This is a genomic window from Photobacterium sp. AWH4_225, assembly GCF_056158405.1.
Map to the genome: position 1 here is coordinate 997,380 of NZ_JBSWTF010000004.1, position 21,119 is coordinate 1,018,498.

Genomic DNA, 21,119 nt, shown 5'->3' on the forward strand with positions numbered 1-21,119 from the left:
TCATTACTCCTTTGATTTGATGACTTATTTTAAGACTTTGGATTATTCATATAAAAACCCCCACATCACAAAAACAAAACCTACTCATGAATACATACCGGGCTTTTTTGTTCTGCGCATAGCGACTCCGTCGATTTTAAGACCTTGCCCTAACCTACTAACACTATGATTTTGAATCACTTAATTTTTGGTATACAGTAGCAGGCATACAAGCACTTAACTGTCCGAAGGACTGCTTTCGCTTTCTTCGACTTGCCCCTTGGTAACGAGCAGCCTATGCCTTCAACTTCCCAGCGCCGAACAGAAATCCTTGAATTTATCCAGCAGCATGGCAAGGGAGAAGTAGCCTATTTCACCGAGCGCTACGAAGTGTCTGCCGTTACCATCCGCAATGATCTCAATTACCTCGAGAAGAAAGGTTGTGTGACCCGCTGCTACGGTGGTGCGACCCTAAACAACCAGTTCACCTTCGACCGGCCGCTCAATGACAAGAAGCAGCTTAACCGCGAAATCAAATCGCTATTAGGAAAAAGGGCTGCGCAGCTTATCGAAGACGGCGATACCATCATCATTGATTCCGGCTCGACCACTGAACAGGTAGCCCTCAACCTCCAGGGCAAAAAGAACCTGATCGTGATGACAAATGGCATCAACGTCGCTTATCAGCTAGCGAACCAACCCGATGTTGAGGTGATGGTCACCGGTGGCCAGATGCGAGAGAACTCCTATTCCCTGCATGGCGGCTGTGGCGAGAGCCTGCTGAACCATTACCGCTTCAGCAAATTGTTCCTTGGTGTTGACGGGTTCGATAAGCATGCGGGGATCACCACCCCGCATTCAGGTGAAGCCGCCATCAATCGCAACATGATCAAAGTTGCCCAGCAAGTTATCGCCGTGACCGACTCCTCCAAATTCGACAGGCAAAGCTATTGCCTGATTGCCAAAGCAGATGAAATTGATGTGCTGGTGACCGACAGCGGCATCCCAGATGACTATGTCGAACAACTCACCCAGCTTGGGGTAGAGATCATTATTGTTGATTAATCCGGCCGCCCTCCTTTCTATTAGCGATACCTCACCTGCATACCTTTGAGTTCATGTTTTTGATATGAATATCAATTTTGTGATCTCAAGCAGGCTTAACTCCGAAATGCCATCACTCGTCTGCATATTCATCCAGCTTTCATTCCACCACTGAATAACCCGTAAGAATAAAGGGTTTTGTTGTCTACATTCCCACCAAACCGAAAAACTCAACCTTTCGTTTCAGGCAAAACGAAAGGGTTTTGACTAAAAAATCCTTCGCTTTGCCACTGTGATCTCCCTTCGCTTTTTTCTTTCTAACCAGTGCTTGAATAAGAACCAAAAGGAAATGAAACATTTTCTACTGAAAAACGAAAAAGAATGAAAGGATGTTGAGGGTGTTATGACAAGTGCCGAACGCAGACAAAAAATCATGATGCAAATCCGCCAAAACGGCGCGGGCAAAGTGGATGATTTCGTTGAAACATTCAACGTCTCTGCTGTCACAATCCGTCACGATCTCAACCTGTTGGAGAAAGAAGGCTGCGTGTTCCGCTGTTACGGCGGCGCAACGTTGAACCCCAACTTTGCGTTCGACCAACCCCTGCACCGCAAAGGCCAGATCAACCGCGATCAAAAAGACTGCATCGCCAAAGTGGCCGCTGCTTTGGTCAAAGATGGCGAGGCCATTATTCTCGACTCCGGCACCACCATCGCCAAAATGCCGCAGTACCTCACCCAGCAGCAACAACTGGTAGTGATGACCAATGCGCTCAACACCGCCTACCAGCTGAGCGGGTACGACAACATTGACCTGCATGTGGTTGGTGGCAACCTGCGCCGCTCCTCCTGCTCGCTGACCGGTCACCAAGGCGAAACCCAGGTGCGTGCCTACCTGTTCGACAAACTCTTTCTCGGTGTCGACGGCTTCGACTTGGAAGCCGGGATCACCACGCCAGACCAACACGAAGCGCAAATCAACCGGGCGATGTGCGACGTGTCGCGCCAAATCATTGCGGTTACCGATTCCAGCAAATTTGGCCGAAAGAGCTTTTGCATGATCCGCGCCGCCTCGCAGATAGACACCCTGATCACCGACAGCGAGATCCCCGAAGAGACGCTATCCGCCCTCAAGGCACTCGGTGTTGACGTCATTATTGCTGATAAAACAGATTGCTAGGACTCAAGATGAAACCATTACTCGACATTATCTCAGCACACAAACAAGGACAGGCCGTCGGGGTTTACTCCGTGTGCTCAGCCCATCCACTGGTGCTTGAGGCAGCCCTGTGCCAAGCCAAGCAAGACAACCAGCTGGTGCTGATTGAGGCGACGTCTAACCAGGTCAACCAATATGGTGGCTATACCGGAATGACCCCGAGTGATTTTGCCGAGCGAGTCTTTGAGTTAGCCGACAGCATAAATTTTCCCCGCGACAGTATTGTGCTTGGGGGTGATCACCTTGGCCCGAACTGCTGGCAATCATTAGCCGCTGATGAGGCGATGGCACGCTCAGAAGTGTTGATCGCCGAGTACGTCAAAGCCGGTTTCAAGAAGATCCATCTCGATTGCTCGATGCCTTGTGCCGATGACAGCTTGCCGCTCAGTGAACTGACTATGGCTAAACGTGCCGCCAAACTGTGCGAAGTTGCAGAGAAAAACTGGAAAGAGTGCGGTGGAGAGGCGCCAGTTTACGTCATTGGAACCGAAGTCCCGACACCGGGCGGTGCACTGGAATCGTTGGAAGGCTTGGCCGTTACCCAACCAGAGCAAGCACTGGAAACCCTCAACGCCCACCATCAGGCGTTTTCCGATATCGGCTTGGGCTATGTGTGGCCTCGGGTGATCGGCTTGGTGGTACAGCCGGGCGTCGAGTTTGACCATCATTCGGTTCACCACTACCAGCGCGAGCTAGCCAAGCCACTGAGCAAAATGATCGAAAGCCAGCCGCATTTGGTATTCGAAGCCCACTCGACCGATTACCAGACACCGGATACCTTCGCCCAGCTGGTAGAAGATCACTTTGCCATCCTCAAGGTAGGCCCGGCCCTGACCTTTGCCCTGCGCGAAGCCTTGTTTGCCCTCGACCGTGCCGAGCAAGAATGGCTGGGCCCGCAACAAGCCGCTCATTTGCGAAGCACCATCGAGCAAGTGATGCACGAAGAACCCGATTACTGGCGCCAGCATTACCATAGCCGCGGCCACCAGCAGTATCTCGACTGTACCTACAGCTTGAGTGACCGCATCCGCTACTACTGGAGCCACGCCGACGTACAACAGGCACAGCAGAAACTGTTTGAGAATCTGACCCAAAACCCAATCCCCCTGACGATTCTCAGCCAGTACTTGCCGAACCAAGCAAAAGCTATTTCACAACATCTCCTGAGCAATTCGCCAAGGGATATAGCGATTCACAAGGTGATGGAAGTCACCGATATCTATGCGCGTGCCTGTTTCCCCAATTCCGCTTTAATTAAGGAGCACATCTAATGACTACGTTCTTGGGCTACAGCGACCAATGGCTGACCGAGCGCAACGGCATTCACACTGCCAAAGAAATCAGCCACCAGCCTGCGCTATGGCGTAACCTGGCCAAGCTCCTCGATAACCAACTCGATGACCAGCTAGACAGCCAAAATGCTAACTTGCGGGCGTTCCTCGACTTGCTGCTGGTTGAACCCAAACTGCGTATTATCCTAACCGGAGCAGGAACATCAGCTTTTGTCGGTGACGCAGCAGCCCCATTTATCCAGGCCAACAACCGATTTAACGTTGCCTCAATTCCAACCACGGATTTGGTCTCGAACCCAACCGAATACCTCGACCCAGAGAGCCCGACCCTGCTGGTGTCATTTGCCCGCTCCGGCAACAGCCCAGAGAGTGTTGCTGCTGTCGAGCTGGTCGATCAATTGGTTGAAAACAGCTACCACCTATTTCTGACCTGCAACCCAGAAGGCCAGCTGTCGCGCCACGCCAACAGCCATGACAACGCCTTCTGCCTGCACATGCCAGACGGCTCGAATGACCAGAGCTTTGCCATGACCTCCAGCTTCAGCTGCATGCTGATGGCGGCTATCTCTATCTTCGGCAGTGAAAGCCAAGCGCAGCGCAATGCCCATATCGCCCAAGTCGCTACCCTGTGCGAAGGCAAAATCAACGAGTGGCAAGACACCGTCAAAACACTGGCCGCCCAGCCTTACCAGCGCCTGATCACCCTTGGCAGCGGCGGCTTGGCAGGCGTAGCCCGCGAAGCCTCGCTCAAATCTTTGGAGCTAAGCGCAGGCAAAGTCATGACCGCCTTCGACTCGTCGCTGGGCTTCCGCCATGGGCCGAAATTCACCATTAGCGATCAGGCTGTGGTGATCCAATACCTATCGAATAACCCGTATACCCGCCAATACGATCTGGATCTCTACAACGAAATCGACAACGACAACCAAGTTGGGATCCACATTGCCCTGAGCGGCAGCCGCTTAGATGGCGAACTTGTATTTGAACTTGAGCAACCTGAACTTCCTGACAGCTGGCTTTGCTTCCCCTACATCCTGTTTAGCCAGATGTTGGCCTTTGAAAAGTCTCTCCAGCTTGGTCTTGGGCCAGATAACCCATGCCCGACCGGAGAGGTAAACCGAGTCGTACAGGGCGTCACCATTCACCCGTACTCACTGTAATCCAATAGCGATAAACAAAAATAAAAAGGAATGAATTATGCCGAATATCGTACTAAGCCGAATTGATGAGCGTCTTGTCCATGGCCAGGTTGGAGTGCAATGGGTGGGATTTGCTGACGCCAATATCATAGTGGTGGTTAACGATGAAGTCGCTACCGACACCATCCAGCAGAACCTGATGGAAATGGTGCTGGCCGATGGTATCGCCATCCGCTTCTGGACCGTGCAAAAGACCATCGACACCATCCACAAAGCCGCAGACCGCCAGCGCATCCTGCTGGTCTGCAAGACCCCCAAAGAATTCCGCATGCTGGTTGAAGGCGGTGTACCCGTGAAAAACATCAACGTCGGCAACATGCATTACGTGGAAGGAAAGAACCACATTGCCAAGACTGTCTCGGTTGATGCCGACGACATCGAGGAATTCAACAAACTAAAAGCACTGGGCGTGACCTGCACCGTACAGGGAGTGCCCACCGAAAGTGCAACAGACCTCTTTACCCTACTCTAATTCATAAGGACAACCGTTATGGAAATAGGATTTTTACAAGCATTGATGCTTGGCATCCTTGCCTTTCTAGCCGGGTTAGACTTGTTCAATGGTCTTACCCACTTCCACCGCCCGGTGGTACTCGGCCCGCTGGTCGGCCTGATCCTCGGGGATCTGCAAACCGGTATTCTGGTCGGTGGTACGCTGGAACTGATTTGGATGGGCCTTGCCCCTCTTGCTGGCGCACAGCCACCTAACGTCATCATCGGCACCATTGTCGGTACGGCGTTTGCCATTACCACCCGGGTCGAGCCAAACGTCGCGGTAGGGGTCGCAGTACCTTTTGCTGTCGCGGTTCAGATGGGTATCACCTTGCTGTTCTCGGCAATGTCAGCCGTGATGTCGAAGTGTGATGAGTATGCCCAGAATGCAGACACCGACGGTATCGAGCGCGTTAACTACTTTGCCCTTGCGGTACTGGGCACCTTCTACTTCCTCTGCGCCTTCCTACCGGTTTTCCTTGGAGCAGAGCACGCCGGGAACATCGTCGAAGCCTTGCCTAAAACCCTGATTGACGGGCTGGGCGTCGCCGGGGGCATCATGCCTGCGATTGGTTTCGCCGTGCTGATGAAAATCATGATGAAGAACGCCTATATCCCTTACTTCATCCTTGGCTTTGTTGCTGCCGCATGGATTGAGCTGCCCATTCTGGCAATCGCCAGTGCCGCAACCGCGATGGCAATCATCGACTACATGCGCAAGTCAGAACCCACACCTGTGACCACCGCACCGACAGCAGAGGACTACGAAGATGGCATCTAATGTAAGCGACGAAATGAACGTACGTCCTACCAACACCGACGTGCAACCGGCTCCGGGAGTCGCCCCGGATGAGTATGAAAACAAGGAAGTGGGTGCAGAGCTGACCAAAGCGGACATCAACCGCATGGCATGGCGCTCACTGTTACTGCAAGCCTCGTTCAACTTCGAGCGTATGCAGGCATCTGGCTGGTTGTATGGCCTACTGCCCGCGCTGAAAAAGATCCACACCAACAAGGCTGACCTTTCCAAAGCGATGCAGGGGCATATGGGCTTCTTCAATACCCACCCGTTCCTGGTGACCTTCGTGATGGGGATCATCCTGGCGATGGAGCGCTCCAAGCAGAACATCAGCAGTATCCAGAGTACCAAGATCGCGGTCGGTGCGCCGATGGGCGGGATTGGCGATGCCATGTTCTGGCTCACCCTGCTGCCTATCTGTGGCGGTATCGGTGCTGACCTTGCGCTGCAAGGCTCCATCATGGGTGCGATCTTCTTCATGGTGATGTTCAACGCTGTCCACTTTGGCTTGCGCTTCGGCTTGGCCCACTACGCCTACAAGATGGGTGTCGCGGCTATCCCGATGATCAAGGCCAACACCAAGAAGGTCGGCCACGCCGCCTCCATGGTCGGTATGACGGTAATCGGTGCCTTGGTCGCAACCTATGTCCGCCTCTCTACCACCGCTGAAATCACCGCTGGTGATGCCGTGGTCAAGTTGCAGGCTGATGTGATCGACAAGCTGATGCCCGCCTTCCTGCCACTGCTTTACACCTTGGCGATGTACACCTTGGTGAAACGTGGCTGGAGCCCGCTACGCCTTATCGGCATCACCGTTATCGTCGGTGTCGCAGGCCGCATGCTGGGCATCCTATAAGGCTGTTAGCAACAGAACCAAAACAGAAACAACAACAGCAAGACAAAACTGAAACAAACCTAAAGGGCCGGAACTGGCCGGCCCTTCACGCAGGAACAACAACATGATCGCAGTCATTCTTTCAGGCCACGGTGGTTTTGCCTCTGGCATCGAGCAAGCCATTGAACAAATCATTGGTCAGCAAACCCAATTTCGGGCCATTGATTTCCCGGTGGAATGCACCACTGCCCAGCTCGACAAAGCCATGCGCGAAGCCGTGCAAGAGCTCGATTCCGGCGAAGGCATTGTCTTTCTGACCGACCTTCTGGGTGGCACACCGTTCCGCTCCGCCTCGCTGATCAGCCAAGAGCGCGACGATGTCCAAGTGGTCACTGGCACCAACTTGCAGATGGCCGCGGAAATGCTGCTAGAACGTGACGAGCTAACCCTTATCGAATTTCGTGATCAAGCCTTGGCCTGTGGCCACCGCGGGATCACCAGCCTTGCCGCTGAAATGACAAGCAAGGAACAACAGCAACAGGAAGCCATTGAAGATGGGATCTGATCTCCGCCATTACCGCGCCGCCCGAGTCCTTGCTGGCACACAGTGGCTAGAAGACGGAGTAGTCAGTGTCGACAGCCAAGGGGTTATCGTCGCCATTGCGCCCTTCTCCTCTTTGGCCTATGAATTTCAGCGCGACGTGACCGATTTAGGCGAGCAGTATCTGCTACCCGGCCTTATCGACAGCCATGTCCATGGCGCGGTGGGCTGCGATGTGATGGATGCCCGCCATGAAAGCCTCAATACCATGTCGGTCTTTTTCGCCAGCCTAGGCGTAACCGGCTTTGTCGCCACCACGGTTACCGGCCCGGTGAAGGCGATCCAGGCAGCACTGGCCCAAGTGGGCAAAAGCCGCCAGCAAGGTGTCGATGGTGCCGAACTGCTAGGCGCCTATTTAGAAGGCCCCTATTTCACCGAGAAAAACCGCGGTGCCCACCCAACCGAGTGGTTCCGCGAGTTGGATGTCGACGAGCTGGACAGCTGGATTTCCTATGCCGACAACCAACTGCTGGCAGTCGCCCTTGCGCCGGAAAAAGCCGGGGCCATCAAGGCGATCAAATACCTGCATTCACAAGGTATCAAGGTGATGCTCGGCCATAGCGATGCCAGCTTTGATCAGGTACAGCAAGCCTTGGATGCTGGGGCCAACGGCATTGTCCATTGCTACAACGGCATGCGCGGCTTGCACCACCGGGATCCCGGCGTTGTCGGCGCTGGGCTTTGCCATCCGCACAGCTATGTCGAGATGATCGCCGATGGCCACCATGTTCACCCAACCGCGATTGATATCGCCCATCGCTGCTGTGGCGAGCGCCTGACGCTCATTACCGATGCGATGCGCGCCACCAACATGCCAGACGGCCAGTACCAATTGGGCGAGTATCTGGTCAATGTCAAAGACGGTATTGCTACCACAGACAGCGGTGGCTTGGCAGGCAGCACCCTGACCCTGCCCAACGCGGTGTTCAACCTTATGCAATGGCTAAACCTGCCACTGGAGCAGGCTTGGCTGCGGGCTTCTCTCACCCCCGCAAAATCTCTCGGTCTCGATAGCCGCTGCGGCAGCCTAGAGATCGGCAAGCAGGCCTCTATGGTCGCGCTGCACCCTAACCACAATATTTCTAAAACCTGGGTTAACGGCAACCTTGTATTTGACGCTGACCATGTTTGTAGCCAGGAGGCTGTATGTATCTAATTTCTTCTCGTGAAATGCTCAAGCGCGCACAAGTCGGTGGCTATGCTGTTCCTGCATTTAATATCCATAACCTAGAAACGGTTCAGGTTATCGTAGAAACCGCCTCGGAAATGGGCTCCCCGGTAATTCTGGCGGGTACACCGGGCACCTACCAATACGCAGGCACCGATTACTTGGTCAGCATCTGCAAAGAAGCCGCCCATAAGCATCAGATCCCATTGGTATTGCACCTCGACCACCACGAAGAGTTGGCTGATATTCGCACCAAGGTTGAACACGGCATTCGCTCGGTAATGATTGATGGCTCTCACTATGCCTTCGACAAGAATATCGACATCGTGCGCAGTGTTGTTCAGCACTGTAACCGCTTCGATGCCAGTGTCGAAGCCGAGCTCGGTCGCCTTGGCGGACAGGAAGATGACTTGATTGTCGACAGTGCCGATGCCCTGCTCACCGACCCATCTTCCGCCGCTGAATTTGTTCGCAGCACAGGTATCGACTCACTGGCCGTTGCCATTGGTACCGCCCATGGCATGTACAAATCCGAACCGCGGCTAGACTTCGAGCGCTTGGCCCAGATCCGCGAAGTGGTCGATATCCCATTGGTACTGCACGGCGCATCTGGCGTGCCGGATGAAATGGTGCGCCGCTGTATCGAACTTGGAGTATGCAAAGTCAACGTAGCAACTGAGCTCAAAATCGCCTTTGCTGATGCGGTGAAGAAGCACTTCGCCGAGCACCCAGATGCCAACGACCCACGTAAATATATCGTCCCAGGCAAAGAAGCGATGAAGCAAGTGGTCATCGACAAGATCCGCATGTGTGGCAGTGAGGGCAGGATTTAAGGTTTACCTCTATCATCCACTAAAAGTGCCAGCCTTGTGCTGGCATTTTTGTATCGGTACTTCAATAGAACCTGATTTTGAGAGACATAGCAGCAAAACCAGCCCGATCAAACTTCACTTTGTTTGACCTAAATCGCCTTCTGAACAAGTCACTAACTTTCAAGCCTCATGAGTATGGTTTTGCCAACACTCATATGCAAAAATAAGAGAATTAATATGTTATGTGAATGAGTGGCTTGAAAAAGCAAGCTAAGTCAGGCGCTTGGCATAACAACTATTTAGCGCACTATGTTTTTTACCAAAAGGTAGATTTGGACATTTTCTGCTAAATATATTCTTATATGTTTGTTGGTGTTAGAAGTGAACAAAGCAAAGAAAATCAATCAAATTCATAAAATCATAAATGAAAAACAAGACGCACTATCTGATGCGCTTGATAGCGAAGACTATGATTTGGTTGTTAATAGTTTTAGGGAGTATTTGAGTGAGTTTGTTAAGATTGGAAACTATAATAAAACTACTTGGGCAGTAACATGGACAAGACAATGTTGGAAGTTTTTTGATATTTTAGCTAAATATGAATTTTCGACTAGTTTAGTTACCATAATTGATGAAAGATTAGAAAATGCTCCTTTAGCCTCTCTTGAAGCTTTAGAGTTTATCCGAATTGAATTGCTTTGGAATATCACAAGAAACCCGAAACTAGTTAAATGTGATGCCGAAAGATTAATTGAGCTATACCCATATAATATTGAATTTGTCCATACAGTAGCTCATATACTAATAGACCAAAAAGGTGATGATCAGTTTAAAGCTATTCGATACTATCGAAAGTGTATAGATGAATGGGGTGGAAGCTATAACGACATTATCAAAGATACATACAATTATGAAATTAGAATATTTAAAAAAACCTTAGAGGATGGGGATTATTTTCACGCTGAAAAACAAATAGATTTCATACAATCCTTTCCTGCATATAAAAAGAATCCTTTCTTTAACAATAGTTCTCTATTGTTCAGAGAGAGACTTAACGACCGTAAACATACAGAAGCATTGGCTTCAAAAATTGAAAGAGAAGTTAAGCAGTCAGTTAAGGAAGAGTACGAGAATCAAAGTAAGAAAAATATTGAAAACCTTGGTGTTTTCAGCGCAGTGATCACATTTATAATCACTGCTGCCGCTTCATCTTTTAATTCTGACAAGGCAAACACTCCGCTAATACTTATTTCTATAGGTATGATTTTAATTTTGTTTATTTCAACTATCTCCCTTTTCAATGATAAACCAAAAAAAATATTTAGAGATTTTAGATTTTATATACTTATAATTTTCTCAATACTTACTTTTTACTCTATCTCTACATTTAAAAATATATCGAACATTGTTGATATAGTTACTACTGACACTACTGTTAATAAAAGCAATCAACCAGAGCAACAACCAGAGCAACAACCAGAGCAACAACCAGAGCAACAACCAGAGCAGCAGTAGATATAGCGCCCCGTCTAGTAATACGGGGAAAAAGTTTAAGGGGGCGTCATGCCCTACAGCGCGGTACGGTGCCGAGGTTCCCACATGAATAAGCCCCTTAGTCGGGGCTTTTAAAATTTTCGGTTAGCCCTGTTAGAATTTTGCTATCGTTGTACTGCTATTAACAAACATCAGTTGCTCAACGACTCTAAACTCTGCAACTTCGTAATTGACCGAGTCTTCGAAAGCAGTGTGTATTTCCTTAAATTCTGGTTCTGATGCTACTCGTCCACATAAGTCTAAGTATTCACAGTACAAATCTACTTTTTCAATAATGTACTTGTGAGACTTGCCAAGAATGAAATAGCACACCCTGCTGTCCCAAATCGCATAAACACTTGGGTTTACGAAATGTAGAAGTTTTGAAGCGCCAACAAGAGAGTTGTTTACCAATGACTTTAAAGCAAGGATTTCATCACTTGAAATTCGTTCAGGCAACTTTGCCTTGTTTAGTATATTCAGCGACTCTTCAAAGTTATTCGATTTGAAGTTCATGATTGTTGGCATCCACCCATAAGTGAAATTTGCACCAATAACCAAGTCTTGCTCTGTAAGAGTATCCTTGTCACTGAAATACTTTACGAAATGGCGATAAGAACGGTGATATGTGTGCTCGGGGTCTTCACTCTTCAAAGAGTCAGCGAACCTCAAGATATCTTTAATTTCAATATTCTTCATAGTTTCCTAAAAATTCTAACAGCTTCATATATTGGAATTTTCAACATATCACGTTCAACTGTATCAATAGCCTTTATTGTGGTGACGAACTGAGGACAAATTTATCTTAAAGTTAGTTTCTCAACATCCTAGCTGTTCTGATGATAGCGGCCTTCATCTCCCTATCGCTCTCGACATGAATAGAGCTTCATTAGTCGTCTGCACTTCGGTGGTATATTCAGACAACGTATTAATCAACTACCTAATTCAAATTAACCATCTCAGCCCCCAAGCCGAATCAATCAAAACCGCCAAGCGTTGCAAGTATGTACCTCAATCATTTTATATATTGTGCATGCTAATTCGTTGAATTCACCTGCTTACCAAGCATTTGATCTACAACTGGTGTCATCTTCGTCTCCACACTATCGAACTTAGTAAGCGCTAAACCACCTTTTCCATTAAGATGAAACTCACCGTAGCTGATCTGCTTATATCCTTTATAGAGTCTCAACTCTGCATGTGATAAATATGGTGTGAAATCCCAAGATCTTAATGCTGTATAGGTCAACCTGTATTCACAAGAAGGTAACGTGGCATCAACTACCTGAGTGGTAATGCCATGATATTGAAACCTATCTTCGACCACAGGTAAAAACTCACTAACCTGTACTTTAGGGTTCCTTTCTATACAAACATGAGAAAGGTTGTACTCACTCGATACTGGATCCACTTTTATCGACGTACAACCTGATAATGCCACCAAAGAAACTACTATTATTGTATTAAATTTCATAATCTTATCCCTAGATATTCTTGAACAGGAATAATTTTAGTCAAAACCATAGCCGTATGAAATAAGATTAATAACAATACCCAATATATGTCATATTATGACCGCAAGATAACAGCCTCATCTGTTGAGCTAATCTTGAAATCACAACCTTCTAGAACATTTGAGCTTTTAGAGGGTTTCAAATGAAGGGAGCAATGGTTTCCTTTTAAGTAATTGTTTCAAAATCCTAGCCGTTCTAATGATGGCGGCTTTTTCATTCTTCATTGCTACATTTAATGTGCCGTGCAGTGAAAATAGGAACGCTTGAATGAAGTCCCTTCTAACTATCAGCCTGATTTTTCTTTGTTTGTCCCCATTTGCTTTTGCCGCAGATCCGTCCCCAGCCGCGAGCGAGATTGTTCAAAATGCTAAAGAAGAATGCGCTCGTTTTGAGAACGGTGAATTCCACGCAACAGAACAGGCTATCTCATTGCATGACTTAACCGGTGACGGCCAACCAGAAGAAATCGTGGACGCATCGCAGTTTGCCTGCTCAACGTCGTCTTCAATGTGGGGCGGTTCTGGTGGCACGTTCTTATGGGTAGTTGTGGATGGAAAACCCTATGAATTTCTGGCTAATAAATGGGAAGTTGTCGATTTTGAAGGGCAGCCAGTACTCTTACTTGCGGTACATTCTTCTGAATGCAGCGATACTATTGGCCCCTGTTATCGGGCGCTAGTGTGGAGCGATGGTTTCAGGACGACACGCTGAGTCACATCACTAAGCCATATCGCTAAGCCATATAGCTAAACAGCCAAAGCTCTAATCGCATCACTGATAGACAAGAACTGAATCTTGGTTAGGCAGACTTCCGCTTTTGAAAACTCGTGTGCCTGAATCAGCTCGGTAACCTCCGAGACAGAAAGCGGGTTGCCGCAAGGCTCATAGGCAAAAACGCCCGCTTGAGCCTCACGCACCTTATAGCCTTGCCCCTGGCTATCGATTAGATAGTCATCATCGCTCCAGATAAGTGACTCAAACTCAGCGATGAGGCTCGCTTCTGAGGCGAGGTAAAGCAGCTCATCATCACCGTCGAGTTTGAATATACAAGGCCATTGGATCATAGGTTTTCTCTTTTATGCTGAGGTTTCTGAATGCCACACCATGATTGTCGTTTCTATGTCATGGTGTTTCGCTTGATGCAGCGCGGTAAAGCCGTGCTTTTCATACAAGCCAACATTGAAGCTTTCACATTGTAGGTACAGCTCTTGGATGCCTAACTCAGGCGCTAAACCTTTTGCGTGCTCTAACAGTGTGCTTGCAATCCCCTGCCCTCGGTTCGCCGGGTTGGTGAATACCCCACCAATCCAATTTTCATATTCGAGGTAGTTCTTATTTTCACGTAGCTTCAGTTCGATAACGCCCACTAAGTCATTGTCTATATGGGCAACGAAAGCCATTGGTACCTTGTCACGATTTACCGCTTTCTCTAGAACCTTCTCGAGTAACGCAGCTTCAGTAATATTAGGTGCAATATGAGACCACTCGTCAAAGTACCATTTTGCTATCTTTGGCGCCTCATCTGGGTGATCCGCTAATAATGAAATGTCCATATTCCCTCTTTGCCACAAAACCGCTTGATATGTTGAGTTCCTCAAGATATCACGCCATCCCCCTACCCACTATTGTCCAGCTAAGTTATTATTTTCTTTTTGAAAGGGACATTTCATGAAGCACTTACTCTTGGTGGTTTTCGCGCTGTTTCTATATCTCGGCCTATATTGGCCTGATGTTGATAAGCAGCTGATGTCCCTGCTCCATCACCGCTCTATCCTCACCCACAGTGTGCTATTACCTCTTATTATGATGGTATTGCTGCGCTCCAATTACAGTAAGCCTATTGCCGCCGGGTTGAGTGCGGGTATCAGTATTCATCTAGCGGCTAGTATGATTACCCCAATGAGCGGATACTCTCAGGTTTACCTTCCAGCACCACTGAGCAATTCAATCGGTGCAACTGAGTCATTAATATGGCTAGGTTTGAATACCATTGCTGGGTACTTTCTGGCATTGAGCTCCCTCAAGGCGCACAGTAAAACCATACCCTTTATCTACCTGCTGGCAGCAGCAGGATATAGCATCTACGTTAAAGATGATGTGCGACCTTGGTTGGTCTGTTTCGCGATTTTCCTTATCCCATTCATGTTCGATAAGGCCAAGAGTAAATTAAGGCGAGTCACTTAATCTGGTAGTTAACGCGACTATTATGATGATGCCATTACCTTGATACCAAATAAGGTAAATAGCCCGCCAGTAACATAATCCATCACACCTGAAATGCGCGCATAAACACTTTTCGCTGATTGATGTGAGAAGGCCACGGCGAGAAAAGCGTGCCAGCAAAGTGTAATAGCTGACATAGTTAGCATGGTAGCCAAAATCATAGAAATGGTCATAGCACCTGGAATAGACACACTAAACAGGCTGACCACAAAGAAACCTGTTTTTGGGTTTAGGATACTGGTAAAGAATGCGGTGATGAATACCTTTCGGTTCGATGGAGAATTCAGTGATTGGCCCTGCGGCAACTCACCTAACCTTTTCGTTTTTCGGGTTTGGTAAATCTGACGAAGCCCCAAATACAATAGGTAACTACCGCCTACCACTTTCATCACGCTAAACAGTTCTGGGAAAGTCGTCAGCAAGATAACCAAACCTGAGCCACCGAAAAATGCCCAAAGCAAGATGGCAGTACTGACCCCTAAGGCAGAAAACATCGCCAAGGTTCGGTTGTGTTGCAGCGCGGTATTAATGGTTAAAAGTACATTGGCTCCCGGTGTCGCCACAGCAAGAATCCAAATCAAGGCTACATGAGCAAGAACCAACAGAATTTCCATTTCCAACCATCCCAATAAAGCAAAGTAAGAGCCGACTATCCTGCCAGTATCACTATATTGTTTATAAAGGCAATATATTGATCTGCAAAGCCGTATTCCGATCATAAGTCTTCACGACTTTCGCCAAATACCCTCCCCCGATTATTGGTATATAAGAAAAAGCGCTGGCAGGACATTATCCTCACCAGCGCTCTCTAATATTTAGCTTGTCTGATCCATGATCACCCGCGGATCAGCACTGCTCCACGTGGAATTTTCTTTCCGAGCTTTTTACAGCTACCCACTTTCGGCTGTTTGTGGGCGGGCCTGCTGGTATACCACAAACGGCATTTACCTTTAGGTGGCATGTACTGCTTGGCTACACGGTGGGGAGGGTGCTTGTGACCATTGCCTGGCTTAACAATAACAGTAGGTTTTGCATAACTGGCAAAACTGGTTAATAGCGCAAATGATGCGACAAGTAGATATTTTTTCATTGATTGCTTTGATTTATATATAGAGCTTATTGATAAGCCAACCATATCACTGCTAACAAATCTGTCTGTTATATAACTGTCAAATCACATTTAATATCAACATCTTATCATAATAACAATGTATTGCTTTAGGCATTAAAAACCCCGCATTAATTAATAACAAAATAATGCGGGGTTATTGTTCATTTATATTAGCGAGAAGGCGTTACTGAGTAATAGCAAGCTCACCGTTTAGGTATTTGGCCGCCAGACGCATATAAGCTGGGGCTTTAGTTTCACCATAGCCCGAGTGGTAAGGGCTGGTTGAAACCACAATCGCGGCAAAGTCACGCTCAGGATCCATGTAGATCATCTGGTTCATGTTACCGCTTTTGGCAATTGCCCCGTCATCGTAGATGAAGTCAAACTGGTAACCGTTGCCTTGTGCTTTATCTTGGAAAGAAGATACCGAAGAAGCTTCTTTTGCTGTTCCTACGTATCGCTCTGAATCGGCTTCGCCACGGATCAGATCAATTAGTTCAGGCGTTACCACTTGCTCAGAAGCAACCGCTTTCCAGCTAGGGGTAAACAACGTAGCGAAACGAACCATGTCTTCCGGTGTGGTTTGCATCAAACCCAATGCCAGAGCATGGCCGTTAGGCGCTAGACCGAATACCGCAGGTTCACGTGCATACATTTTCGACCATACTTTCTCTTCGAAAATCTTCGCCCACGTTTTGCCTTCTACGTTCTCGATAATCTGGGTCAGGATACTGGTGTTGATGGAAGCATAGCGGAATACCTCTCCCTGCTTTTCGCCTTCCAGTTTTTCCTGATCAACCGCAACATCGGTTAGCCAATCTTCAAACTCGCCTGTCGACGCCCTTGGTGAACCTGTAATAGCAGCAAAGTAGCGCACTACCGGAGAGTCTGGGTTTAGAATTGACTGGAGGGTCTCTTCGTTATCCAACCCTGTCGCCATGTTCAGTACACTCTTAACGGTGATCTCGTCCCACGTTGTGCCTTTTAGTTCAGGAATATATTCCGGTACGACCTTGTTCACGTCGACCTTGCCCGCCTGAACCAACTTAGCCATCACCAAGCCCACGGTTGTTTTGGCTGATGAGTACCAAATATGGCGATCATTTTTGTTCATCCCCGGATAGGCTTCATACACTACTTGGCCTTTGTGAACCATGATCATCGCCTGAGTACGGAACATCGGGTTTTCCATGTACTCGTCGAGCGACAATGTGCCCTGGCCAGTTTGAGCTTTCAAATCGCCAATACGGTTGTTGATATTGCGCGCAAGCGGCTTGTAATCTTCGCTCGGACGAGACAGTGCCGAGTTCATAACTTCAGTCATGTGACCGTTGTAGTACACCGCATGGTCACCTCCCATCTGCAGGTGGAAGTTATTGAAGGCTTGCTGGGCTTCAGTCGCAAATTGCGGGCTGAATGGCTGCTTGGCACGCTCAACATCAAAGGTCACATCGGCACCGGGTACTTTCAGTGCCTCTTTCATTGGGGCAGGAATATCGGCAGAAGCATAGGTTGAAGTCGCTAGCGCTAACAACAGTGCAATATTTTTCAGCTTCATAAAGGGCTCCTTATTGGATTATTGATACAAGAAATAAGGATGGATACGTACAATCACGCGCTACTTGAACTCGTAGCGATAATTCAAATTCAGACGCTGATCACTGCCGTAAAGCGAGCTATCAACCGCAATACCCACCACGTTGATCGATTGAGATGGGGTTAGCTGATGGCTGAGCCCCGCACCTCCCCAATAGGACGAGTAGTTGTTTTGGCCCTGGGTGGTACCGAGGACAGCGATACCGGTCCATTTTTCGTTAAATGGCTTAATCGCAAACATGCCGAGATAACCGGCGTGGCTGCGAACCTTCTCTTTCACGCCATCTTCCATGGTTTCACCATCGTTGTAGCTGTAGCCGAAGGTAACAAACGGCATCCAACCCCATGGGTGACTCTCAAGCGGTAGGTAAGTACCCGCGCTATACGAGGTATTAATGTTGCCATCGCCAAAGTCCGACTTGCGCACATCGACATTTAAGATGCCGATATCGAACAGCCAAGATCCGCCAACACTCCACTCATCACCGTCGTCGGTAATGGAGACATTGATCATTCTCGCTTCATCAAGGCCGAGCGAACCGTTAAATCGAATGCCGGAATTGGTCCAGCCAGCACCTGCTCGGGTGATGATCTTGGTTGGGTCTTCAGCATTCTTTTCTTCTCCGCTGGTCACATCGGCGTGAGCAGTGGCAGTAGCTGCAATAGTGGCCGCAGCTAGCAATATTTTTTTCATTCAAGGTTCCAGAGGTAAAAACACCCATATCTAAATGCTTACTTCCAATAACGGACCTCATAGATTCATCTCAATACCAACGCTGATACCTAAAGTAATAACGAAGACAAAAAAGAGGCTACCCCGCAGGGCAGCTAAGATGGTCAAAAGATCCAGCCCTTGGAGGTGCTGGAAAAACACACATTTGAATTTCTGCGCAAATATTACCCACACTGCATCAGCACAAATAGGTCATTTCGCGACATAACATCGTGGCGAGGAAATAGATCATCTGTCGCCAATTGACCTATTGATAAAACGGAAGAATGGACACCCTGAGGTTAGATTTTGTGAAAGCCCATAGGCAGCGATATCGTGATATCGCTGCTTAGCAATAACCAAGGATGTTGAGCGTGAAATTAAACAGCAAGTTAGAAAATGATCAGGCGTCGTATGTCACCCCGATATACACCATTGATTGCGCATTGGGTTCAAACCCTTTCGGCGCACCGCATATTTCGCCAGATCAAATGCTTGAGATCCTCGATGAAATCAACGAGTACTACAGCTTCAGCAATCTCGCACAGCTGAGCCATTTAGTCGGGCGTTACCTTGGGGTAAGCAGTGATGATCTCACCTTTACGACTGGGTCATTGGGCGGACTGGAGCTGATATTCAATAAGCTGATCGACCACCAGCATAGAACTATGATTGGTATCGGGCCACAGTTTGTCGAAGGGGTCTCTGAGTTCAAATTGGTGGGCGGTAGTTACCAAGCCCTGAACATGTTTGATTTCAACAGCGACAATGACTTGTTTGGTGCGCTGGAGAATAAGATCCTGCGCGAGCAGCCAACCTTGGTGTACATCGATAACCCGAACAACCCCACTGGCAGGATTTACGACAAAGCGCATTTACTGTCGCTATGCCAGGTGTGCGAGCAAGCTGGCAGCTTACTGATCATCGACGAGGCCTACGGCGAGTTCCTAACCCAAGAGCAATCAATGGTGAATGAGTGCGAACACTACAGCCACCTTGTGGTACTCAGAACCTTCTCCAAAGGACTTGGCTTGGCAGGGTTGCGTCTTGGCTACATTGTTTCGTCGCCAACGCTTACCCCCTACCTTCAAGCTGCGGTCACGGTTTTTACCCCATCGTTGCCCGCGCTTAAGATCGCCTGCCATATTTTGCCAAAAGCCAATGCCTTTGTTACTGACAACCAAGCAAAGACCATCGCTTTCAAGCGTGCCGTGATGGATATTCTCCACACCCATGGCTTCAATATCGTGCCGACATCAGAGCAAACCCCAATCATGCTGGTTCATAAACCTGGGGTTAAAATGGCAGAAGCACTTAAGCAGATAGGCATTCTGTCATGCTGTGGCAAGCACTTTGACATTACCAGCCCAACCATGGACAAAGAATATGCTCGGTTACGTATTGTGGGGAATGACAGGGATCTGCACCAGTTAAGAGTTAGGCTTCAGAGCACCCAGTAATTTTTCTCGATACGATCAAAATTACGCTATACCAACTAATTACGGCTTGATGTAACATCTTGCCCTAAAAGCAAAAAAGAGCAGATAACAATGAGCTTCAACGTTCGACTCGCAAGTATTGATGATGCCGAGGGCATGACCCATGTCCTCAACCCCATTGTGGAAGAAGGTTTATACACCGTATTGGACACCACCTTCACTCCAGAGGAAGAACAAGAGTTTATCCGCAACTTCCCAGAGCGAGGCATCCTAACTGTCGCCCAACATGACGAAAGCCATCAGATTGCTGGTTTCCAGGCTGTCGAGCCTTTTGCCGACTATACGCGTGTGTTTGACCATGTCGGCATTATCGGTACGTTTGTCGACGCCAGCTTCCGCCGCCAAGGGGTTGCCAAGCGTTTGTTCGAGACAACCTTCGAGATTGCGAAGACCAAAGGTTACGAGAAGCTATTTGCCTACGTGCGCAGCGATAATGAAAGAGCGCTGGCTACCTACTTGAACCAAGGCTTCGAGGTAATTGGCACGGCGAAAAAACATGCCAAGGTTCGTGGCGAGTATGTTGACGAAGTGCTGATTGAGAAGTTTTTGTAATGGGTATTTAGCATCTATCCAGCTCACTTAGTGATATATTAATCCTCATGAAATGGGCGATTACAGGATAGACGCTTTGCCATCATCATTCTTCAACCCAAAACCCTATAAATTCGGCCTCACCCTTTCCGGGGGTGGCGCTAAATGCATGGCGCAAATCGGCATGCTGCAATACCTTGATGAACAAGGCGTAAAGCCGGATATCATTTCTGGTGCCAGCGGTGGCGCACTAGTCGGTGCGCTATACGCATCTGGTCATAGCCCGGAAAATATCCTTTCATTCTTTGTTGAAAGCCAGATTTTCAAAGCCAGCAGCTTCTCTTTCAACAAGCTAGGATTAATCAACGCTGAAAAGCTCAATCGCCATTTCCATGGTTGGATCAAGCGTGACAACTTCGATACCCTTGAGATCCCGCTCTATATCGCCGCTACCGACCTCAACACCGCGCAACAAGTGGTGTTCCATGAAGGTGAACTCATTCAGCCGCTACTGGCCTCGGCGGCCTACCCTGGTATGTTCACCCCGGTAAAAATCGGTGATAAGCTGTTTGCCGACGGAGGCATCACCAATAACTACCCGACGGACCTTATTCACGACAAGTGCCGTGCCCATTTAGGTATGTACCTCAGCCCGCTGGAGCACAAAGCCAACCATGAGTTCTCCGATGCTTTCGATGTACTCGACCGAGTATTTGAGATCTATAGCTCCGCCCACCTGCTAAAAAGCATCAAGCTACCCGATATCAGCCTTGCGCCGGAAGGTATCGACCAATGGGGTGCATTCAACGTCAACAATGACAGCCTGAATACTATGTATACCTTGGGCTACGAAACAACCCGTGATTACTTCGAAGGTGAAGGCGCTGAGTGGCTAGAAGAGCTCAAAAAATCCCTTAGCAAGAAGTCTTTCTTGGAAAACCTGACAGGTTGATACCCGGA

General features: G+C 48.4%; 24 protein-coding genes. 16 read left to right on the forward strand and 8 right to left on the reverse strand.

Annotated features, from left to right (window positions below; translation table 11 throughout):
- Positions 1-276 precede the first annotated feature (276 nt).
- From agaR (ACXAD4_RS21760) to ACXAD4_RS21810, 11 genes are all read left to right on the forward strand, one after another.
- The gene (agaR, locus tag ACXAD4_RS21760; protein ID WP_475244058.1) at positions 277-1,044 is read left to right on the forward strand and encodes a transcriptional repressor AgaR; all 768 of its coding nucleotides are present in this window, start codon (positions 277-279) and stop codon (positions 1,042-1,044) included.
- A 382-nt stretch (positions 1,045-1,426) separates the two neighbouring features.
- On the forward strand, positions 1,427-2,203 hold the full coding sequence (gene agaR / locus ACXAD4_RS21765) for a transcriptional repressor AgaR (RefSeq protein ID WP_475244059.1): 777 nt from the start codon (positions 1,427-1,429) through the stop codon (positions 2,201-2,203).
- 8 nt (positions 2,204-2,211) lie between these two features.
- The gene (locus ACXAD4_RS21770; protein WP_475244060.1) at positions 2,212-3,513 is read left to right on the forward strand and encodes a D-tagatose-bisphosphate aldolase, class II, non-catalytic subunit; all 1,302 of its coding nucleotides are present in this window, start codon (positions 2,212-2,214) and stop codon (positions 3,511-3,513) included.
- Entirely contained in the window at positions 3,513-4,694 is a 1,182-nt protein-coding gene (locus ACXAD4_RS21775) for an SIS domain-containing protein (RefSeq protein ID WP_475244061.1), read from the forward strand. The genes ACXAD4_RS21770 and ACXAD4_RS21775 overlap by 1 nt, the downstream gene beginning before the upstream one ends.
- Positions 4,695-4,731: 37 nt before the next feature.
- Positions 4,732-5,205 carry a PTS N-acetylgalactosamine transporter subunit IIB gene (agaV, locus tag ACXAD4_RS21780; RefSeq protein ID WP_475244062.1) on the forward strand — a complete coding sequence of 158 codons (474 nt, stop codon included), beginning with the start codon at positions 4,732-4,734 and terminating at the stop codon, positions 5,203-5,205.
- An 18-nt stretch (positions 5,206-5,223) separates the two neighbouring features.
- Entirely contained in the window at positions 5,224-6,006 is a 783-nt protein-coding gene (gene agaW, locus ACXAD4_RS21785; RefSeq protein ID WP_475244064.1) for a PTS N-acetylgalactosamine transporter subunit IIC, read from the forward strand.
- On the forward strand, positions 5,996-6,880 hold the full coding sequence (agaE, locus tag ACXAD4_RS21790) for a PTS N-acetylgalactosamine transporter subunit IID (protein ID WP_475244065.1): 885 nt from the start codon (positions 5,996-5,998) through the stop codon (positions 6,878-6,880). The genes agaW and agaE overlap by 11 nt, the downstream gene beginning before the upstream one ends.
- A gap of 103 nt (positions 6,881-6,983) precedes the next feature.
- A complete protein-coding gene (gene agaF / locus ACXAD4_RS21795; protein ID WP_475244067.1) occupies positions 6,984-7,424 on the forward strand; it encodes a PTS galactosamine/N-acetylgalactosamine transporter subunit IIA in 441 nt (146 codons plus the stop codon).
- Positions 7,414-8,616 (forward strand): N-acetylglucosamine-6-phosphate deacetylase, encoded by a 1,203-nt coding sequence (gene nagA / locus ACXAD4_RS21800; RefSeq protein ID WP_475244068.1) that lies wholly within the window; start codon positions 7,414-7,416, stop codon positions 8,614-8,616. The genes agaF and nagA overlap by 11 nt, the downstream gene beginning before the upstream one ends.
- The gene (locus ACXAD4_RS21805) at positions 8,607-9,461 is read left to right on the forward strand and encodes a tagatose bisphosphate family class II aldolase (RefSeq protein WP_475244069.1); all 855 of its coding nucleotides are present in this window, start codon (positions 8,607-8,609) and stop codon (positions 9,459-9,461) included. Before nagA ends, ACXAD4_RS21805 begins: the two co-directional genes overlap by 10 nt.
- 360 nt (positions 9,462-9,821) lie before the next feature.
- Positions 9,822-10,955 (forward strand): hypothetical protein, encoded by a 1,134-nt coding sequence (locus ACXAD4_RS21810; RefSeq protein WP_475244070.1) that lies wholly within the window; start codon positions 9,822-9,824, stop codon positions 10,953-10,955.
- Between the two features lie 132 nt (positions 10,956-11,087).
- On the opposite strand, the gene ACXAD4_RS21815 is transcribed toward ACXAD4_RS21810, so the two are convergent.
- A complete protein-coding gene (locus tag ACXAD4_RS21815) occupies positions 11,088-11,672 on the reverse strand; it encodes a hypothetical protein (protein WP_475244071.1) in 585 nt (194 codons plus the stop codon).
- Between the two features lie 337 nt (positions 11,673-12,009).
- Positions 12,010-12,447, reverse strand: coding sequence for an Sbal_3080 family lipoprotein (locus ACXAD4_RS21820; protein WP_475244073.1), 438 nt, complete (start codon positions 12,445-12,447; stop codon positions 12,010-12,012).
- 307 nt (positions 12,448-12,754) lie between these two features.
- Here ACXAD4_RS21820 and ACXAD4_RS21825 point away from each other — a divergent pair, with 307 nt between their 5' ends.
- Positions 12,755-13,198, forward strand: coding sequence for a hypothetical protein (locus ACXAD4_RS21825; RefSeq protein ID WP_475244074.1), 444 nt, complete (start codon positions 12,755-12,757; stop codon positions 13,196-13,198).
- Between the two features lie 35 nt (positions 13,199-13,233).
- Here ACXAD4_RS21825 and ACXAD4_RS21830 read toward each other — a convergent pair whose 3' ends face one another.
- Positions 13,234-13,551, reverse strand: a complete 318-nt coding sequence (locus ACXAD4_RS21830; RefSeq protein WP_475244075.1) for a DUF4144 family protein — start codon at positions 13,549-13,551, stop codon at positions 13,234-13,236.
- A gap of 12 nt (positions 13,552-13,563) precedes the next feature.
- Positions 13,564-14,040 (reverse strand): GNAT family N-acetyltransferase, encoded by a 477-nt coding sequence (locus ACXAD4_RS21835; RefSeq protein ID WP_475244076.1) that lies wholly within the window; start codon positions 14,038-14,040, stop codon positions 13,564-13,566.
- A gap of 115 nt (positions 14,041-14,155) precedes the next feature.
- Between ACXAD4_RS21835 and ACXAD4_RS21840 the strand changes: the two genes are divergently transcribed.
- On the forward strand, positions 14,156-14,671 hold the full coding sequence (locus tag ACXAD4_RS21840; protein ID WP_475244077.1) for a hypothetical protein: 516 nt from the start codon (positions 14,156-14,158) through the stop codon (positions 14,669-14,671).
- A gap of 20 nt (positions 14,672-14,691) precedes the next feature.
- Here ACXAD4_RS21840 and ACXAD4_RS21845 read toward each other — a convergent pair whose 3' ends face one another.
- The 4 genes from ACXAD4_RS21845 to ACXAD4_RS21860 all read right to left on the reverse strand — a co-directional run bounded on the left by ACXAD4_RS21845 (position 14,692) and on the right by ACXAD4_RS21860 (position 18,111).
- Positions 14,692-15,324, reverse strand: a complete 633-nt coding sequence (locus tag ACXAD4_RS21845; protein WP_475244078.1) for a LysE family translocator — start codon at positions 15,322-15,324, stop codon at positions 14,692-14,694.
- A gap of 221 nt (positions 15,325-15,545) precedes the next feature.
- A complete protein-coding gene (locus tag ACXAD4_RS21850; protein WP_475244079.1) occupies positions 15,546-15,800 on the reverse strand; it encodes a hypothetical protein in 255 nt (84 codons plus the stop codon).
- A gap of 205 nt (positions 15,801-16,005) precedes the next feature.
- Positions 16,006-17,379, reverse strand: a complete 1,374-nt coding sequence (locus ACXAD4_RS21855; RefSeq protein WP_475244080.1) for a serine hydrolase domain-containing protein — start codon at positions 17,377-17,379, stop codon at positions 16,006-16,008.
- 60 nt (positions 17,380-17,439) lie between these two features.
- Entirely contained in the window at positions 17,440-18,111 is a 672-nt protein-coding gene (locus ACXAD4_RS21860; RefSeq protein ID WP_475244082.1) for a hypothetical protein, read from the reverse strand.
- Between the two features lie 392 nt (positions 18,112-18,503).
- Here ACXAD4_RS21860 and ACXAD4_RS21865 point away from each other — a divergent pair, with 392 nt between their 5' ends.
- The 3 genes from ACXAD4_RS21865 to ACXAD4_RS21875 all read left to right on the forward strand — a co-directional run bounded on the left by ACXAD4_RS21865 (position 18,504) and on the right by ACXAD4_RS21875 (position 21,111).
- Positions 18,504-19,589, forward strand: a complete 1,086-nt coding sequence (locus ACXAD4_RS21865; RefSeq protein ID WP_475244083.1) for an aminotransferase class I/II-fold pyridoxal phosphate-dependent enzyme — start codon at positions 18,504-18,506, stop codon at positions 19,587-19,589.
- A gap of 90 nt (positions 19,590-19,679) precedes the next feature.
- The gene (locus tag ACXAD4_RS21870) at positions 19,680-20,180 is read left to right on the forward strand and encodes an N-acetyltransferase family protein (protein ID WP_475244084.1); all 501 of its coding nucleotides are present in this window, start codon (positions 19,680-19,682) and stop codon (positions 20,178-20,180) included.
- Positions 20,181-20,256: 76 nt separating this feature from the next.
- Entirely contained in the window at positions 20,257-21,111 is an 855-nt protein-coding gene (locus tag ACXAD4_RS21875) for a patatin-like phospholipase family protein (protein WP_475244085.1), read from the forward strand.
- Positions 21,112-21,119: the final 8 nt, after the last annotated feature.